The sequence below is a fragment of the Rhodococcus sp. PSi06 genome, from assembly GCF_054960675.1.
The window spans coordinates 102,720-118,926 of sequence record NZ_JBHNYO010000008.1 but is presented as its reverse complement, the minus strand read 5'-3'; the positions used below and the strand labels follow the sequence as shown (position 1 = coordinate 118,926).

General features: G+C 64.6%; 16 protein-coding genes. 6 read left to right on the top strand and 10 right to left on the bottom strand.

Features of this window, described 5'->3' with window-relative positions; translation table 11 throughout:
• Positions 1–23 precede the first annotated feature (23 nt).
• From ACFI9K_RS12370 to ACFI9K_RS12355, 4 genes are read right to left on the bottom strand one after another with little or no spacing between them, the layout of a single operon-like run.
• Entirely contained in the window at positions 24–686 is a 663-nt protein-coding gene (locus ACFI9K_RS12370; RefSeq protein WP_462663767.1) for a class II aldolase/adducin family protein, read from the bottom strand.
• Positions 686–1,621, bottom strand: coding sequence for a carbohydrate kinase family protein (locus ACFI9K_RS12365; RefSeq protein ID WP_462663766.1), 936 nt, complete (start codon positions 1,619–1,621; stop codon positions 686–688). The genes ACFI9K_RS12370 and ACFI9K_RS12365 overlap by 1 nt, the downstream gene beginning before the upstream one ends.
• Positions 1,618–2,097: an SRPBCC family protein gene (locus ACFI9K_RS12360; RefSeq protein ID WP_462663765.1), complete on the bottom strand. Its 480-nt coding sequence runs from the start codon at positions 2,095–2,097 to the stop codon at positions 1,618–1,620. Before ACFI9K_RS12360 ends, ACFI9K_RS12365 begins: the two co-directional genes overlap by 4 nt.
• Positions 2,079–3,506, bottom strand: coding sequence for a flavin monoamine oxidase family protein (locus tag ACFI9K_RS12355; RefSeq protein WP_462663764.1), 1,428 nt, complete (start codon positions 3,504–3,506; stop codon positions 2,079–2,081). Before ACFI9K_RS12355 ends, ACFI9K_RS12360 begins: the two co-directional genes overlap by 19 nt.
• A 137-nt stretch (positions 3,507–3,643) precedes the next feature.
• On the opposite strand from ACFI9K_RS12355, the gene ACFI9K_RS12350 reads away from it, so the two are divergent.
• The gene (locus ACFI9K_RS12350; RefSeq protein WP_462663763.1) at positions 3,644–4,255 is read left to right on the top strand and encodes a TetR/AcrR family transcriptional regulator; all 612 of its coding nucleotides are present in this window, start codon (positions 3,644–3,646) and stop codon (positions 4,253–4,255) included.
• A gap of 15 nt (positions 4,256–4,270) precedes the next feature.
• On the opposite strand, the gene ACFI9K_RS12345 is transcribed toward ACFI9K_RS12350, so the two are convergent.
• The 3 genes from ACFI9K_RS12345 to ACFI9K_RS12335 are packed head-to-tail and all read right to left on the bottom strand — an operon-like array spanning position 4,271 to position 6,915.
• Positions 4,271–5,158, bottom strand: coding sequence for a siderophore-interacting protein (locus tag ACFI9K_RS12345; protein WP_462663762.1), 888 nt, complete (start codon positions 5,156–5,158; stop codon positions 4,271–4,273).
• Between the two features lie 9 nt (positions 5,159–5,167).
• Positions 5,168–6,229: an ABC transporter substrate-binding protein gene (locus ACFI9K_RS12340; RefSeq protein WP_462663761.1), complete on the bottom strand. Its 1,062-nt coding sequence runs from the start codon at positions 6,227–6,229 to the stop codon at positions 5,168–5,170.
• Positions 6,230–6,261: 32 nt separating this feature from the next.
• A complete protein-coding gene (locus tag ACFI9K_RS12335) occupies positions 6,262–6,915 on the bottom strand; it encodes a TetR/AcrR family transcriptional regulator (protein WP_462663760.1) in 654 nt (217 codons plus the stop codon).
• A gap of 123 nt (positions 6,916–7,038) precedes the next feature.
• Between ACFI9K_RS12335 and ACFI9K_RS12330 the strand changes: the two genes are divergently transcribed.
• Genes ACFI9K_RS12330 through ACFI9K_RS12315 form a run of 4 tightly spaced genes read left to right on the top strand, consistent with a single transcriptional unit; the run spans position 7,039 to position 11,520 of the window.
• Positions 7,039–8,172 carry a VOC family protein gene (locus ACFI9K_RS12330; protein WP_462663759.1) on the top strand — a complete coding sequence of 378 codons (1,134 nt, stop codon included), beginning with the start codon at positions 7,039–7,041 and terminating at the stop codon, positions 8,170–8,172.
• A complete protein-coding gene (locus ACFI9K_RS12325; protein ID WP_462663758.1) occupies positions 8,169–9,104 on the top strand; it encodes a fumarylacetoacetate hydrolase family protein in 936 nt (311 codons plus the stop codon). Before ACFI9K_RS12330 ends, ACFI9K_RS12325 begins: the two co-directional genes overlap by 4 nt.
• Positions 9,101–10,708, top strand: a complete 1,608-nt coding sequence (mhpA, locus tag ACFI9K_RS12320; protein WP_462663756.1) for a bifunctional 3-(3-hydroxy-phenyl)propionate/3-hydroxycinnamic acid hydroxylase MhpA — start codon at positions 9,101–9,103, stop codon at positions 10,706–10,708. The genes ACFI9K_RS12325 and mhpA overlap by 4 nt, the downstream gene beginning before the upstream one ends.
• Positions 10,705–11,520, top strand: a complete 816-nt coding sequence (locus ACFI9K_RS12315) for an SDR family oxidoreductase (protein ID WP_222095426.1) — start codon at positions 10,705–10,707, stop codon at positions 11,518–11,520. The genes mhpA and ACFI9K_RS12315 overlap by 4 nt, the downstream gene beginning before the upstream one ends.
• On the opposite strand, the gene ACFI9K_RS12310 is transcribed toward ACFI9K_RS12315, so the two are convergent.
• The 3 genes from ACFI9K_RS12310 to ACFI9K_RS12300 all read right to left on the bottom strand — a co-directional run bounded on the left by ACFI9K_RS12310 (position 11,517) and on the right by ACFI9K_RS12300 (position 14,535).
• A complete protein-coding gene (locus ACFI9K_RS12310) occupies positions 11,517–12,659 on the bottom strand; it encodes an alpha/beta hydrolase family protein (RefSeq protein ID WP_462663881.1) in 1,143 nt (380 codons plus the stop codon). The two genes, ACFI9K_RS12315 and ACFI9K_RS12310, sit on opposite strands and share 4 nt — an antisense overlap.
• Before the next feature lie 14 nt (positions 12,660–12,673).
• Positions 12,674–13,798 carry a Nickel transporter NicT gene (nicT, locus tag ACFI9K_RS12305; protein WP_462663755.1) on the bottom strand — a complete coding sequence of 375 codons (1,125 nt, stop codon included), beginning with the start codon at positions 13,796–13,798 and terminating at the stop codon, positions 12,674–12,676.
• A 119-nt stretch (positions 13,799–13,917) separates the two neighbouring features.
• Positions 13,918–14,535, bottom strand: coding sequence for an SACE_7040 family transcriptional regulator (locus ACFI9K_RS12300; RefSeq protein ID WP_462663754.1), 618 nt, complete (start codon positions 14,533–14,535; stop codon positions 13,918–13,920).
• Between the two features lie 91 nt (positions 14,536–14,626).
• On the opposite strand from ACFI9K_RS12300, the gene ACFI9K_RS12295 reads away from it, so the two are divergent.
• The gene (locus tag ACFI9K_RS12295) at positions 14,627–16,204 is read left to right on the top strand and encodes a carboxyl transferase domain-containing protein (RefSeq protein ID WP_462663753.1); all 1,578 of its coding nucleotides are present in this window, start codon (positions 14,627–14,629) and stop codon (positions 16,202–16,204) included.
• Positions 16,205–16,207: the final 3 nt, after the last annotated feature.

Genomic DNA, 16,207 nt, shown 5'->3' with positions numbered 1-16,207 from the left:
GCTGTCGTCACCTCTTCGCTCGGTCAGTCTGTGCGCGCAGGTGCCGGGGTTCCATAGTTTCGACGCACCACCTCGTTGAGCGTCGCATCGAGTTGTTCGTCGGTCAGAGCACGCGGGCGTGCCACCGACGCGGCCGATAGGTATACCCCGCAAAGCCATTCGAGCAGTTCGATGTTCGACAGCGCCGAACCGAGATCGTGTCCGGTGGTCACCGACCCGTGGTGGGCCATGATCACCGCCGACCTCGAACGCAGCGCCGCCACCACCGCGTCCGCGAGCTCGGCGGTACCGAACGGCGCGAACGGCACCACCGGGACCCTGCCGCCGAGTGCCAGCTGCGCGTAATGCACGGGCGGCAATTCGTCCGCGACGAGGGAAACGGCAACGGCGGCCGAGGAATGCGCGTGAACCACCGCCCGAACCTCGGACGACGCGTAGATGCCCAGGTGCAGGCCCAGTTCCGATGTCGGTTCACTCGCACCTGCGCGCACGACGCCGTCCATCCCGACGAGCGTGATGTCCTCGATCGTGGCGTCGGCCAGCCGCAGACCGGTCGCCGTCACCGCCACCACATCACCCACACGTGCGCTGACGTTGCCGGCAGTTCCGAGAACCAGACCCCGTCGGCCCAGCTGCCGGGCGATCGCCGCGACGGACTCCCGGAGTTCGCCGGTGTCGGCCGGCATCAGATGGTCCTGCACGTGCGTGCGAACTTCCGAACGAAGTCGAGGTCATAGGTGCCGAAATCTGTGCCGAGACCCTGCGCCACTTGCGCCGCGGTCGCATTGCCCAGTTCCGCTGACTCAACGACGCTCATGCTCAGGGACAGGCCACGAACGAAGCCCGCCGAGAACGCATCTCCGCATCCACTGGTGTCCACCACGTCGACGGAATACGCGGGGACCTCGACGACTTCCTCGGCCGTGACGACGAGGGTGGGCGACGCACCGGCAGTGGCAACGACGCAGGACGCACCCAGTTCGAGCAGTTGACGGCACCCCTCCTCGAGGGTCGCACAGCCGGTCCAGCCGAGGACCTGCTCGTCGTTCGGCAGTAGGTAGTCGACGTACGGCAGCGCGGGTGCGAACGCACCGAGTCCCTCGGGAACGGACGGTGCCAGGCTGTCGACGGTGACGACGACGCCGTCCTCATGGGCGCGGCGCACGATGTCGCGCGCGGTGTCCGGTCCGAAGAACTCGGGTCCGCCGAGGTGAAGGAAATCGACGTTGTGAAACATGTTCCACGGAACATGCTGAGACAGATAGCCATTGGCCCCGATCACATGCAAGGCCGGTCGCGAGCCATCCGGGCGAATCGGTAACACCGACGCCGACGTCTGCACCCCGCCCATCCGATGCACCAGGGAGACGTCCACTCCGTCGTCGGCGAGAAGCTGCAGGAGAAACGCGCCTGCCGAATCATTACCGACGACTCCCGCGGTGTGTACCGCAGCACCCAGTCGGGACAGCACCAGCGCCGTTCCCGCGGCGGTGCCCGCGGCCGACATCGCGATCTGCTCCGCCAGTACGGCCTGCTGACCGTCGGGTATCTCGGTCACCGGACGAACCAGAGTGTCGAGTACGTGCACCCCGAGAGTGAGGACTTCCGCGGGTTCTCTCATCGGATCGACGCGGTTCGCTCGGAAAGGATCAGCGCCTCGAGGTTGCACATCGAGACGTCGAATCGTGCGGACATCCCGGCGGTCGCGATCGGCCGGACAATACGTCCCAGCCAGCCCGGAGCCACATCGAACCAGAACTCGAAGGTCATCGCGGTGGAGGTTGCGCCACTGAGCGGTGCGAACCGAAATACGTTGGTCACGTTGGCTAGAGGGGCGAATCCTTCGCCCGAATCGATCCGCAGTCGGTTCGGTTCCAGGTGCCGAACCGTCCATGTAGCGTGACTGGTGAAGCGACCGAGCGTCGCCAACTCCTCGGTGTAGACACCGCCCGTGCGCGCGGTGCCGTGATGCGTGGTGACGGCCCGAACGTCGGTGACCCACTCCGCGTAGCGACTGGTGTCACTGGTCAGCGCCCAGACCTCCTCCGGGCTCACCGACAGCGTGCGATGGGCCGAGACTACGAAGCGTTGTTCCACGAGAGTTCTCCTTCGGTCGAAAGTATTTCTGCTGCGGCCTTTTCACCCGATCGCACGGCACCGTCCATGTATCCGTTCCAATAGTCGGAGTGTTCGGCACCGGCCCACCGCACCCGGCCGAACGCGGCGTCGCGCCACCGGCCAAGCCCGGTCAAGACGCCGGGAGTCAACACCGCGGTGGGCCCACCCAACGTCCATTGCTCGCGGGTCCAGTCCAGTTCGATCCATTCGGTCGGTTCCAGTGCACGCGGCCCGACCGCGGACGCGAATGCCCGAAGAACCTCACCACGTCGCTCGGATTCATTGCCCTCGGACCAGTTTCGACCTCCTCGATAGCGTGCGCCCCAAGTACCGACGAATCCCATCAGCACGCCCTGACTTCCGTCGGGAGGCGAGTTGTCGAACATCGAGGACACCGGCACGTCGCTGTCACGGAAAAGCGCCTGTCCTGACAACCCGCTCGCCCGCCAGAACGGTTCGGGATACACGGCCTCACACTTGGCCAATCCGCCGAAGTTCATCCGCTGGAACAGTGCTTCTTGAGGCGCGGGCAGCGCAGGGCTCCAGTCGATTCGGACGGCCAGAACCGGAGGAATCGCGACGACGACCGATCGGGCCACCCACGATTCGGTATCACTGTGCACCACCACGCGATCCGGATACTGCTCCACGCGGCGCACGGGAGTATCGAGGCGGACCGAATCACCGAGTCGCGACGCCATTTCCATGCAGATCGCCTGCGAGCCACCGAGAAACCGCCACTGCTGCGCTCCCCCAGCGACACTCATCAACCGGTCGACGGTGCCGGGGGTGTACTCGTTGCCCGCCCCGGCGATGTACGCCAGGCCGAAGAGCGCCGACACGTCGGCAGATGTGCCACCGAACACCGAACCGAGCAGGATGTCGAGTAGCTCCACTCCACCGTCGGTGGCCGCGTGCCTCCGGGCCCAGGTGGCGAGAGTCTGGGTGTCCCACTCGATCGCACGGGGTGCCGCCCACGGCCTGTGCACGGGAATCTGCCCGGCGGCCCGATCGATTCGCGCCACCAGCATCCCGACGTCCGGAAGTGCCGCCAGGTCCGGCGGGACCCCGCCGTCGAAGCGTCGGGCGCGTCCGTTCTTGATGTAGATGCTCGATCCGATGTCGTGGGCGGGAAACGTGGCGACGCCGACCGAGGCGGCAAGGCGAAGGATATGGTCCTGCGTCGGGCCGACGAACTGCCCACCGGCCTCCACCACGGAGTCTCCGCCGATCGTATGGTTGACCGTCCTCCCGCCCACCCGATCTCGGGCTTCCAGAACCTGGACGGTCAGGCCCGCTGCCGTCAGTTCCCTCGCTGCGGTCAGACCGGCGAGTCCTGCGCCGACGACCACCACGTCCACACGCGAGGCTTCCGAAATGTCGGTCATAGGTGCCCCTTTCCTGGCTGCTCGATGTAGCGGCGACAGTAACTGAATATTGGCCGATAGGCCAGATTTCACCGAAAGTGCCTGCTGGGCAGCATTGCGATCGCGGTCGGCGAGAGCATCCCCGCTACGTTGTAGCAATGACCGACGAGCGCCGGAAGACGCGATACGCACGTGGCCAGGAGCGCCGTGACGCCCTGGTCGACGCCGCCATCGGCGTGATCGGAACACGCGGACTCGAACGCGTCTCGTTTCGGTCCGTAGCCGACGCCGCCGGCTTCCCGCCGTCGACCACCAGCTATTTCTTCGGCTCGGTCGGTGAACTGATCGACGCAGCGATCACCCGCATCGCCGAGAACGTGACGGCAAAGGTCACCGCTCTACTCGACGTTGCCCACGCCGGTGGGCTCACTCGCGACGATCTCGCCGACGCGATCATGGACCTGGTCTCGCTGCTGTCCTCCCCCGAGGACGACGACTCCCTCGTCCAGTTCGAGGCGTACCTTGCCGTGCGCAGACGGCCCGAGCTGGCGGATTCAGTGCACCGAATCATGCGGATGATCGAGGAGGCGGCCGAGGCCGCACTCGGGGCATTCGGCATACCGGAACCACATCTACCGGCTCGACATTTCCTGGCTTTGATCGACGGCTACACCCTGCACGAGATCGCCAGGCCCACACCGGGCGGTAATCGAACCGCATTGCGCGACGCACTGTTTCGGGTCCTCGATTCGTACGATCGAACGCCCTGACTCCCGTCCGCGGTGCTACAAACCGGCGCGCTCGAGAATTTCGTCCCAGTGGAGCTCGGCCTCGGCCTCACCCATTCCGGTGGCCGCGATTCGCTCGTAATCGTCTATCAATAAATCGGCGACGCGTTCGTAGCGCTCGAGCCATGGCTCTTTGTCGTCACGCCAGTAGCCGACGATGGCCAGTCGCTTCGCGGGTATGCCGACGTCACCGCGCATGTACTTGCGCACAGCTCTGCCTGCCGAGGCTTCCCCGCCGAACCAGACGTAACCGCTGCCCGCCGGTATCTCGTACGCGCGAACGGCATCGGGCAATGCAGAAGGGGCGCGGCCGTTTCCGGCCACCCGCCAGTCCATCGTCACCGAGGCCGCCGACCGAACGTCCAGCACGTCGCCGTCGTGAGCCACCTCGATGATCGCGTGTGCTCGCAGGCCGGCCGGCAACTGCTCGAGTGCACGGCAGAGGGCCGGTAGACCTGGTAGATCGGCGATGAACAACATCCACTCCGCATCGGCGGGCGGCTCGTACCACGACCGAGTTCCCCACATCCCCAGCGCCGTACCCGGTTCGGCCGAGCGGGCCCAGTCCGCGGCCACCCCGCCGACATGATCCACGAAGTCGATCGTGATCCGGTCCCCGTCCCAACGCCTGACGGTGTAATTGCGGCACTCACGACCCACGCCGTCATGATGAGCGAGAACTCCGTTGCGACGGGTCATCTCGGGCGGTGCAGTCTCTCCGTCTGCGGGGAAGTACAGGTGCACTATCTCGTCGGGCACACCGCTCGACTCGAACCCACGCGCATCGGAACAATCGAACACGACACGAATCAGCGACGGCGACAATCGAATCGACTCGACCACTCGTGCGGTGAGGTATCCGCCCTCATCACGTCGGCCGGCCATGACGAGGCGTCAGCTCTGCTCGGCCGGCTCGACGAACAACGTTTCGATGTCGTCGAGGATCAGGCCGAGGCCGATGGGATCGGACGAGTTCCACGCGCTTGCCGACACCCAATGCACCCGATCCTGCTGTACAGCAGGCAGTGTCGACCACAGCGGTGCGCTGCTGATCGCGTCTCGTTCGGCCGTTGCCCCCTCGTCCGTGTAGACGAACACGGTGTCGGCGTACGCCAGAATGTTCAGTGTTTCGTCCGTGATATCGATGCGGAACACACTCGGATCCTGCTGACCCTCCGGCTGCGCCATTCCCAACCCACGGAAGGCGATGCTCTCTCCGGTTCCGACCCGAATCGAATACTCGCCTCGCTCACTCAGACGCACGGCCGAGACGGGCTTGTCGGCGAGCCCTGCATCGGCGACGCGCTGTTTCAACGCGGCCATTCGATCGCCCAGGCCCTGGATCGAATCCGATGCCTTCGCCTGGTTCCCCAACGCCTCTCCCACGGCGGTAACGCCGTTGGACACATCCTCGAGCGACACCCCGTCGTTGTACGCGAACCCGAAGGTCGGTACTCCACTGGCCTCGAGCTTGTCGTAGATCTCCTTGTTCCAGGCCTTCTCGCCTTCGCCGTCGTAGCCGGCGACCACGACGATCAGGTCCGGATCCTGAGCCAGGATTGCTTCGACGTTCGGATCGAATCCACCACCCTCGCCGGCAATATTCTCGATATCGGCGGCGCGTTGGTCGACGTGGGCGGGCAGTGCCAGCGGATTGAACGACGCCGCGACCGGCTTCGCGTCGAGCGAAAGCATCAGTGCCAGAGATATCGGGTCGGCGGCGACAACTCGTGTCGGCTCGGCGGGAACCTCGACCTGACCGAAGTAGTCCTGCACCGTTCTGGTGCTCGCAGCCTCGGCCGGATCCGACGGTTCCGTGGTGGCGCTCGAGCAACCGACCAGGGCGACCAAGGCCAAGGACAGTGCGCCGGCGAGCGCGTACCGGCGACGGCGCGCGAAGCCGACCCCTCTCAGGGGACAGGTCGAGCGGTTGTCGAACGAAGAAAGACGAGGCATGACTGGGCAGCCTAGCCTAACTCCAGTAGGTACTAGTCCAGTTCGTCCCCAACGCTGGGGACGTCACTCATCGGCGGCAGCGGCCGCGAGCACAGATCCTGGGCGTCGCCGTCGGACACACCCAGCGCGAGCAGAACCGTGTATGCCATCCGATCCACGGCCTCCGCGTCGTCGCGATCGGGTTGTTCGAGCAAGAGCTGACCCAGACCGAGCAGCGCCCCGGCCACCAGAGCCAGGGCCAGCTGGATGTCCTCGACTCGGAAATATCCGGTACCGATACCGGCCATGATGTCTCTCGCTGCGCGTGGACCCAGACCGTGCTGCGAGGTGATCAACTCCGGGCCGGAATGAATGAGCACCCGGCTCAATTCCGGTTGCAGTCGGAAGAGTCGGCCGGCAATACGGAACGATCGAGTGAACGCCTCGGAGGGATCTGCATCTGCCTCGGTCAGCGAATCCAGGTAGCGTCCGAGCAATTCCAGAGCGCCGTCGACCGCCGACTGGAACAGCTGCTCGCGGCTGACGAAGTGGTTGTAGAAGGAACCCATCCCCACGTCGGCTGCCTGGGTGATTTCCGCAATCGGAGCATTGAGCTCGCCGCGCGCGATGAAGCCTTGCGCGGCGGTGATCAGCGCGCCACGAGTGCGCGCCTTCCGCCGCTCCAGGCGATTCTGGGTCTCCACCATGTTCCCCACCCCTGTCTACGCTGGTCTGCCTGCTGACCTTTCCTCACCGCTGACGAATTTGTCAATACCCTTGACTGACTTAGTAGTCATAGGTGACGATAGTGTCAACAACGAGGAGGGCTGATGGGACACGACGTCGACGGCCACAAGAACATGCATGTGGATCAGGGCGCGCTACCAGGCGAACATCCCGGAAAAGCCACCGACCCGATCATCAAGGTGCGCGACATCGCCTGGCTCGAGTTCCGCAAGCCCGACCTGGCCAAGGCCGAGGCGTTCGCCGTCGCATTCGGATTCACCGTCTCGCTCCGCACGTCGGAGGAGATCCACCTTCGAGGCACTCACATCGGCTCACCGTGCGTGATCATCCGACGCGGTAAGCGAACGCGTTTCGTCGGTGCAGCGTTCGCCGCCGCCGAGGACGCCGATGTCGTACGACTCGCCGAGGCCACCGGGCAACACGTCCACCGACTGCCCGACACCCTCGGCGGTATCGCCGTCACGCTGACCGATCCGGGCGGCCAGCCCGTTCAGGTCGTCTCCGGATACACCGAACACCCGGAACTGCCGGGCCAGGATGCGCACACTTACAACTTCGGCGATCCCCGCAACCGGGTGAACGCCACTCAACGTCCGCCGCATCAACCGGCTCGAGTCCAACGACTCGGACACGTGGTGCTGCAGCGGGTGGACTACCTGGAAAACCTGAACTGGTACCTGCATCACCTGGGACTGATAGTCAGCGACTTCCTCTACTACGACGGCCAGCGCGACCGCGGACCCGTGATGAGCTTCATCCGCTGCGATCGCGGCAGCATCCCGTCCGATCATCACACGCTGGCCATGACCCTCGGCCCGTCGAATCGGTACGTGCACTCCGCCTATCAGGTGACCGACATCGACGCCATAGCCGCCGGTGGCGAATTCCTCACCCAGCGCGGGTACAAGCATTCCTGGGGTATCGGCCGACACATCCAGGGCAGCCAGATCTTCGACTATTGGCGAGATCCCGACGGTTTCCTGGTGGAGCATTTCAGCGACGGCGACATGTTCGACAGCTCCCTCGAACCCGGCTGGGCACCGATGACGGCGTCGGGCCTCGCACAGTGGGGCCCGCCCGCGTCCAAGGACTTTCTCGGTATCGCCCCCGGCAAAGCGTCTCTGCACGAGCTCAAATCGATCTTCTCCTCGCTCCGCAACGACAACGAATTCGACACCGAACGCCTTCGCGGCCTGATGAAAGTGGCTTCCTCATGAGCATCGCTGTACTACGCACCGCCGACGCCTGGTGGGTCGAGACCGCCGCCGGAGCGTCGCGCGTCGACACGTCGGCCACCACCACTGCCGAGCTTCTCGCCGATCGCGCTGCCGTGGAGGCAGCACAGGCGGGTACCGATGTCGTTGCAGTGGAGACACTCTCGCTCGTATCGCCGGTCACCGCACCGTGCCGCGTCGTGGCGAACATGACCAATTTCGTGTCGCACGTCAAGGATTCGGGCATGAACCCCGACACGGTGCCGCTGACGTTCTTCCGAAAGACGTCGGGTTCCATCAGCGGGCCGACCGACGACATCGTCAAGCCGTCGCATGTGAACCTCCTCGACTACGAGATCGAGATCGGTCTGGTGTTCGGCAAGACGCTGACAGTCGGCACCAAGATAGACGCCACCAACGTGGCCGAGTACGTTGCCGGACTCGTCATCACCAACGACGTCTCTGCACGCGATGTCCAGCTGCCCAAAACACAGTTCTACGAGGGTAAGTCGTATCCCACCTTCACCCCGGTGGGCCCACGTCTGCTGCTTCTCGAGGCAGGAGAGTTCGACCGGTTCGGCGAGCTGACTCTGACGCTGCGCGTCAACGGTACTGTGCGACAGGACAGCACGGTCGCAGACATGATCTACCGGCCGGTCGAATCCTTGAAGGCGCTGAGCAAGTTTCAGCGGTTGGACGCAGGCGATCTGTTGCTCACCGGCACCCCCGGTGGTACGGCGTTGAAAGCACCGGCCAAGCCGGTCGAGATGATCGGCTCCTTGATTCCACCGGCGCTCAAGTGGAAGGTGTTCTTCAAGAAGCAGGCCAAGAATCCCGACTTCCTGCAGGACGGTGACGTTCTGGAACTGACGTGCTCTACTCCCGACGGTGTCCTCGACCTGGGAGTGCAGCGCACCCGGGTCTCCTACCGATGACCGAACGCGGGTCCGACGGCACCCACCATCCGGTGGTGATCGTCGGAGCCGGACCGTCGGGCATGACAGCCGCGCTACTGCTCGCGCAGTACGGCGTCTCCTGCCTGGTACTCGATCGCTGGGCCGACGTCTATCCGCAGCCGCGCGCAGTGCATCTCGACGACGAGGTGTATCGAATCCTCCACGACATCGGTGTGGCCGAGGATTTCGCTGCCATCTCACGTCCGGGGCGCGGGCTGCGACTGTGCACCAAGGACTTACGGACCCTGGCCGAGTTCGAGCGTGATCCCGACGACAGACCGCACGGCTATCCTCAGGCGAACATGTTCGATCAGCCGGACCTCGAGCGCCTCATGCGCACACACATCGCCCGATACGACACGATCGAGATGCGCGGCGGCTGCGAGATCACCGACGTGCAGAACCTGAAAGATTCGGTGCGGGTGTCGTTTACATCGACCGAGAACGGCACCCCACACTGGGTGACCGCGGACTACGTATTGGGGTGCGACGGTGCCAACAGCATCGTGCGCCGATCCATCGGATCGAAGATGGAGGACCTCGGTTTCGCGCAACGGTGGTTGGTGATCGATATCGCCACCGACGCAGACCTCGATCAGTGGGACGGCGTCCATCAGGTATGCGACTCGGAACGATCCGCCACGTACATGCGGATAGGCTCCACTCGCTACCGCTGGGAGTTTCGCATGCTCGACGACGAGACTCTCGACCAGTTCGAGGACCTCGAGGCGGTCCGGCCCCTGATCTCACCGTGGTTGCACTCTGCCGGTGACCCCACCCTGGACTTGATTCGCAGCGCCGAGTACACGTTTCGAGCTCAGGTTGCCGGTCGCTGGAGAGACAGACGTGTGTTCGTCCTCGGCGATGCAGCGCATCTGACTCCACCGTTCATCGGGCAGGGGATGGGCGCGGGCTTGCGCGACGCCCGCAATCTCGTGTGGAAGATCGTGGGCGCGCTCGACGGCCATGTCTCCGATACCGCGCTCGACAGCTATGAAATCGAGCGAAAGACTCACGCCAAAGCCATGATTCGGATGGCCGTGGCAATGGGCTGGGCAATGACCGGCGGCAGTCGGCTGACCGGCATCATGCGCACCAACATCGCGCCGGCTCTCGGCCGTCTCCCGCTGGTCGGATCGAAGGTGTCCGACAGTGCCACTCCCCCGCTCACTCGTACCGATTTCGTCCAGCGACCCATCGCTCAGGCCGGTTCGATCGTCGGCGCACTGTGTCCGAACAGTGTTCTGGACACTGGAACTCGACTCGACAGTGTCGGGCCGGGACAGTTCATGTTCCTCTCCATCACCCCGTTGACCGTCGAGCAGCGGCGCGAGGTCGATCGCCGCGGTGCCGTCGTCGTCGAGGTCGCAGCCTCCTCCGACCTCGGCCGGTGGCTGCGGCGCGGTCGAGCGGTCGCCGCGATCGTGCGACCGGACCGCACCGTCATGGCGTCGGGCAAGTCGGTGCCGGCCCTGCACACCCGAGTACCGAGCACGACGCTCCGGCGTGCCGACCGACCGACAGCTACGGCTCCGGTCACCGCTCCGAAGATCAGAAACACTGCAACGAAGAGGCGTAGATGAATACTGCAATCGTCACCGGAGCGACGTCGGGAATCGGCGAGGCCATCGCCGAAATACTCATCGCCCGAGGTTTCACCGTCATCGGGACGAGTCGCAACAGCTCGGCCGTAGTCGCCCCCATTCCAGGTGTCGACTACCGCGATCTCGACCTGACGGATCCGGCGTCCATTCACGCGTTCGTCGACGGACTGGCCGACGTGGAGGTCGATGTCCTGATCAACAACGCCGGCGAAAGCCAATGCGGGCCGATCGAAGAGCTCCCCATCGAAGCGATCACCCGGCTGTTCCAGCTCAACGTCTTCGGCGCGATCGAGCTGACCCAGGCCGTACTACCGGCCATGCGTGAGCGTGGACGCGGCAGAATAATCAACATCGGGTCGATGCTCGCCAGCTTCCCCTTGGCGTACCGATCCTCGTACGCCGCAACCAAGGCTGCGATCAAGGGGTTCGCCACCGCGGCGCGGTTGGAGCTCGAACCGTACGGAATCGACATCACCACAGTCGAACCCGGCTCGATCGCGACCGGGCTGTCGGCTCGCCGGACCAAATACTGTGGGCCGCATTCGCCGTATCTGCGCGATTTCACCACGGTGATCGCACGGCTCGACGCGAAAGAGGCCGAGGGCATTTCGGCCGAAACTGTCGCGAAGACCGTGTTGAGGGCCGTCGAGGACAAGAAAACCCTTCCGATCTACGCTGTCGGCAGCAACGCGCCTGCTGTGTTTCTCGCCCAACGATTGCTACCGCGCACGGTGCTCGAGAAATTCACCGCCCGGGCGTACGGACTGCCCAGCAAGCGGCCTGTGTCCTAGCGGAACAGCCCAGCGACGAACGGGATCGTGTCGGCCTGCGATTGCACGAGCGCACCGCTGTGATCGGCGTCGTACGTCCGGAACGTCACGGGTTGACCGTTCACGGTGAGCCTGGCGACGTACGCGGCGGTGGTGGGGAACGGAACGTCGGTGTCCCGCAGCCCGTTACCCATAAAGAACGGCTTGTCGAAACCGCTTTCCGGCATCGCCATGTAATCGTCGAGCACTGCTGTGAAGTTGGGCAGGCTCGTCAACGGCGCGGTGAAGAAATCACCGATCTTCACGCCGTCGAGTTGCTCCTCGAGGTCTGCGACACACGCGGTCTCGGCCAGAGTCGCGTACTTCTTTCCGACGGGAGTCAGGATTGCGTCCAGGCCCAGCTCCGGATGCGAATAACGAACACCGGCAACGATATACGCGACGTACGCGGTCAGACCGGCAGGCAGTGCGACCGGCGGCATACCCGGACCGCCGATCGAGACGAGCTTCTCGATGTACGCCGGGGTCCCCGTACCCACGGCACCTCGATAGTCCAAGTCCGCGCCGCCGAATTCGGTGGCGTAGCGCGCGGTGTAGATCGCTGCGCCGCCGCCCTGCGATTGTCCGACGGTCACCCAGGAGCGTGACAGTCGATCGCTGTAGTTACGGCCGGCTTTGACCATGTCCACGACGTTGTGCGCCGTGGTCCGCCCGTCCAGATATGCCTGCAATCCGGGAGTGCCGAGGCCGGCGTAATCACTTGCCACCACTGCGTATCCCTGCGCGAGCCAATTGCCCAGGTACGGCAGATCTCGTTCGGCCAACGCCGGTCCCGCGACGGACGGTGCACACGAGTCACCCAGTCCGGAGGTGCCGTGGGCCCACGAGATCACGGGCCAACCGCCCGCGGGCGGCGTGCCCTGGGGGAGGAAAACGGTGCCGGTGCTGAGCGCTTTCTCGCCGAACGTGTCGGTGGTGACGTAGGTGAGCACCTCGGCCGAGGACGAGCCGGGGATCCAGAACTCCTGCGCAAGAGCCCGACTGGAGACGACGTCGCCGATCTCCTGCGTGATGGTCGGTGCCGCGGCGGCCGGAGCCGCGAGCAGCGTCGAACTCACGCTACCGACGGCGAGCGCTGCGACGACTGTGAGGGCACCGATCCGACGACGAGCGATCACTGGGTCTCCGTTGCATTCGAGTGTCCGGGTGCACCGCGTTCGTCGATGCGCGCCACCTTGTAATACACGACGGCGCCGATCCAGACAACGAAGAACGTGCCGACGACGAGTTGGCCGGCGAGGCCCAGATCTACGACGGCCAGCGCGTCCCACAGGCCACCGGTCAGCTCGAACTGCTCGGCGAGCAGGGTCAACAGCTGCACCGTGCCGATCACCAGCGCGACGAACACCGACAGACCCGTCATCGTCATGTTGTAGTAGATCTTGCGGACGGGCGTGACGAACGCCCAGCCGTATGCCTTGGACATGAAAATGCCGTCGATGGTGTCCATCGTGGTCATGCCCGCGGCGAACAGCACCGGCAGCGCGATGATCGCCATCGGCGGGAGCCCGCCGGCGATAGCGGTAGTGCCGGCGATCGCGAGCAGACCGACCTGAGTGGCGGTATCGAAACCGAGCCCGAACAACAGGCCGAGCGGATACATCTGCCACGAGTGGTTGATCATCTTGTCGTAGCGGCCCCGGAACAACCGATTCATCAGGCCGCGCTTGGCCAGCAGCTCGTCGAGCCCCGCCTCGGTGAACTCACCCCGTCTCGCGCGCCGCCAGACCCCGACGATGCCGGCGAGAACCGCGATGTTCAGCGCGGCGATGAGATACAGGAAAGCACCCGAGACGGCCGTGCCGATAATGCCGCCGACGCCGGCGAAGGCGTCCTGAAACGCAGTCGCCTGCGAGGCAACGAAGGCGATCGCTGCGACGAACACGAACACGACGGTCGAGTGCCCGAGCGAGAAGAACAGCCCGACGGCCAACGGCCGCTTGCCCTTCTGCAGGAGGAAACGGGTGGTGTCGTCGATGGCGGCGATGTGATCGGCGTCGAACGCGTGCCGCAGCCCGAGCGTGTACGCGAGCACGCCCGCTCCGGCGTAGACGAGGGTGCCGTCGGTTCCGGTGAGGCCGTGAATACTCGGAATGGAGTCGTAGTGGGTGAACAATCCCCAGCCGATCACGTGCAGCGCGGCGATGAAACCGGCCATCGCCAGCAGTCGCGGAACCTCGTCGCGAGTGAATCGACTCTGCCGTCTGCCGAGCTCGGCACGCGAAAGTTGGGTCGTCATGTCGATCATTGTCGCCGATTCGGGCGGGTATGCCGACTCGAACAGAGGTGACCTCAGCGCCCACTATTCGTATCTGAAGGCGGGATCCCGCTTATACGGACGAATTGTGGGCGCTCAGCTCAGTGCGATACGCCCAGTGCCGCCAATGCCATCGCCCGCAACACCGGTCGAGCGTTTCGTGACGGACTGCGTCCCGCGCTGTAGGGCGTGGAGTTGATGAGTCCGAAGACCGCGTGCGCGGTGGTGCGCGCATCGGATTCGTTCAACTCCGAGTCGACGGCACACAGCACCTGCACCCACAATTCGACGTACTCGCGCTGCATGCGGCGCACCTTGCGTCGCGCTCCCTCGGGGAGGCTCTGCAGGTCGCGATCCTGAATGCGAATGAATGCCGGTGTCTCGAAGGCGAAGTCGAGATGGAAGTCGACCAGGGCGCAGACGGTCTCGGCGTTCATGTCTGCCCGGCCGACCACCGTGCGGCCGCCGTCGAGCAGATACTCCGAGATTCCGACCATCAATTCGACGAGCACCGCCTCCTTGTTCGGGAAGTGGCGGTAGACAGCGGGACCACTGATGCCCACTGCCGCACCCAGATCCTCGAGCCGCACGGAGGTGAATCCGCGATCGGCGAACAGCGATGCCGCGGCGTCGAGCAACTGCTGGCGGCGCTCGGCCTTGCGTTGCTCGCGCACCGTCGTCGGCTTATCCAACTTCTGCACCCCCTCGCCTCTAGACACTCAGTTAATCGTAGTTTACTATCATGTCAGTTATCAACCATTAACTGAACTCTTGCGACACCGACGTCCAACCCTCGAAGGCGTGCACCTCATGGCGATCGATACCGCTGCCAACCGCGCAGATCATCAGCTTCTCACCAGCGAACTCTCCGAACGGCTCGCCGCCGCAGCCCTCGGCGGCAACGAGAAGTCTCGGGAACGGCACATCGCCCGCGGCAAACTGCTCCCCCGCGATCGCGTCGACGAGCTCCTGGACCCCGGCAGTCCCTTCCTCGAGATCGCCCCGCTGGCCGCCAACGGTCTGTACGACGACGAGTGCCCCGGTGCCGGTGTCATCGCCGGCATCGGCCGAGTCTCCGGACGCGAGTGCGTGATCATCGCCAACGACGCGACCGTCAAGGGTGGCACCTACTATCCGATGACGGTGAAGAAGCATCTGCGCGCTCAGGAAATCGCCCTGCAGAACACCCTCCCGTGCATCTACCTCGTCGACTCCGGCGGCGCATTCCTGCCGCGTCAGGACGAGGTGTTTCCTGATCGCGACCACTTCGGACGCATCTTCTTCAATCAGGCGACCATGAGCGCCAAAGGAATTGCGCAGATCGCTGCTGTCATGGGCTCCTGCACCGCGGGCGGTGCCTACGTGCCGGCAATGAGCGACGAAGCGATCATCGTCAAGAACCAGGGCACGATCTTCCTCGGCGGCCCGCCACTGGTGAAGGCCGCGACCGGCGAGGTCGTCACCGCCGAAGAACTCGGCGGCGGCGATCTGCACTCGAAGATCTCCGGCGTCACCGACCATCTCGCCGACGACGATCGAGACGCACTGCAACGCGTGCGCCGCATCGTCTCCACCCTCGGACCCCGCACCCCGCGGCCATGGGACGTGATCACCACCCGTGAGCCCGTCGCCGATCAGAGCGAGATCTACGACGTGGTCCCCACCGATCCGCGCACCCCGTACGACGTGCGCGAGGTGATCTCCCGAGTGGTCGACGCAGGCGAGTTCGACGAGTTCAAAGCCGAATACGGCAAGACCCTCGTCACCGGATTCGCCCACCTCCACGGCCATCCCGTCGGAATCATCGCCAACAACGGCGTCCTGTTCGCCGAATCTGCCATGAAGGGCGCACATTTCATCGAACTGTGCGACAAGCGCAGCATCCCACTCGTGTTCCTGCAGAACATCACCGGCTTCATGGTCGGCCGCGACTACGAGGCAGGCGGTATCGCCAAACACGGTGCGAAGATGGTGACGGCAGTGGCCTGCGCCCGCGTCCCCAAGATCACGGTCGTCATCGGCGGCTCGTACGGTGCCGGCAACTACTCCATGTGCGGCCGAGCCTATTCGCCCCGCTTCCTGTTCATGTGGCCCAACGCGCGCATCTCGGTGATGGGCGGTGAGCAGGCCGCATCGGTGCTCGCCACAGTGCGAGGTGACCAACTGGACGCGTCGGGTAAACCGTGGGGCGAGGAAGACCAGGAGGCGTTCAAAGCGCCGATTCGTGACCAGTACGAAAGCCAGGGCAACCCCTACTACTCGACGGCCCGGCTCTGGGACGACGGCATCATCGACCCTGCCGACACCCGGCAGGTACTCGGACTGGCCCTCTCGGCGTGTGCCAATGCACCGCTCGAACCGGTCTCCTACGGCGTTTTCAGGATGTGAAAG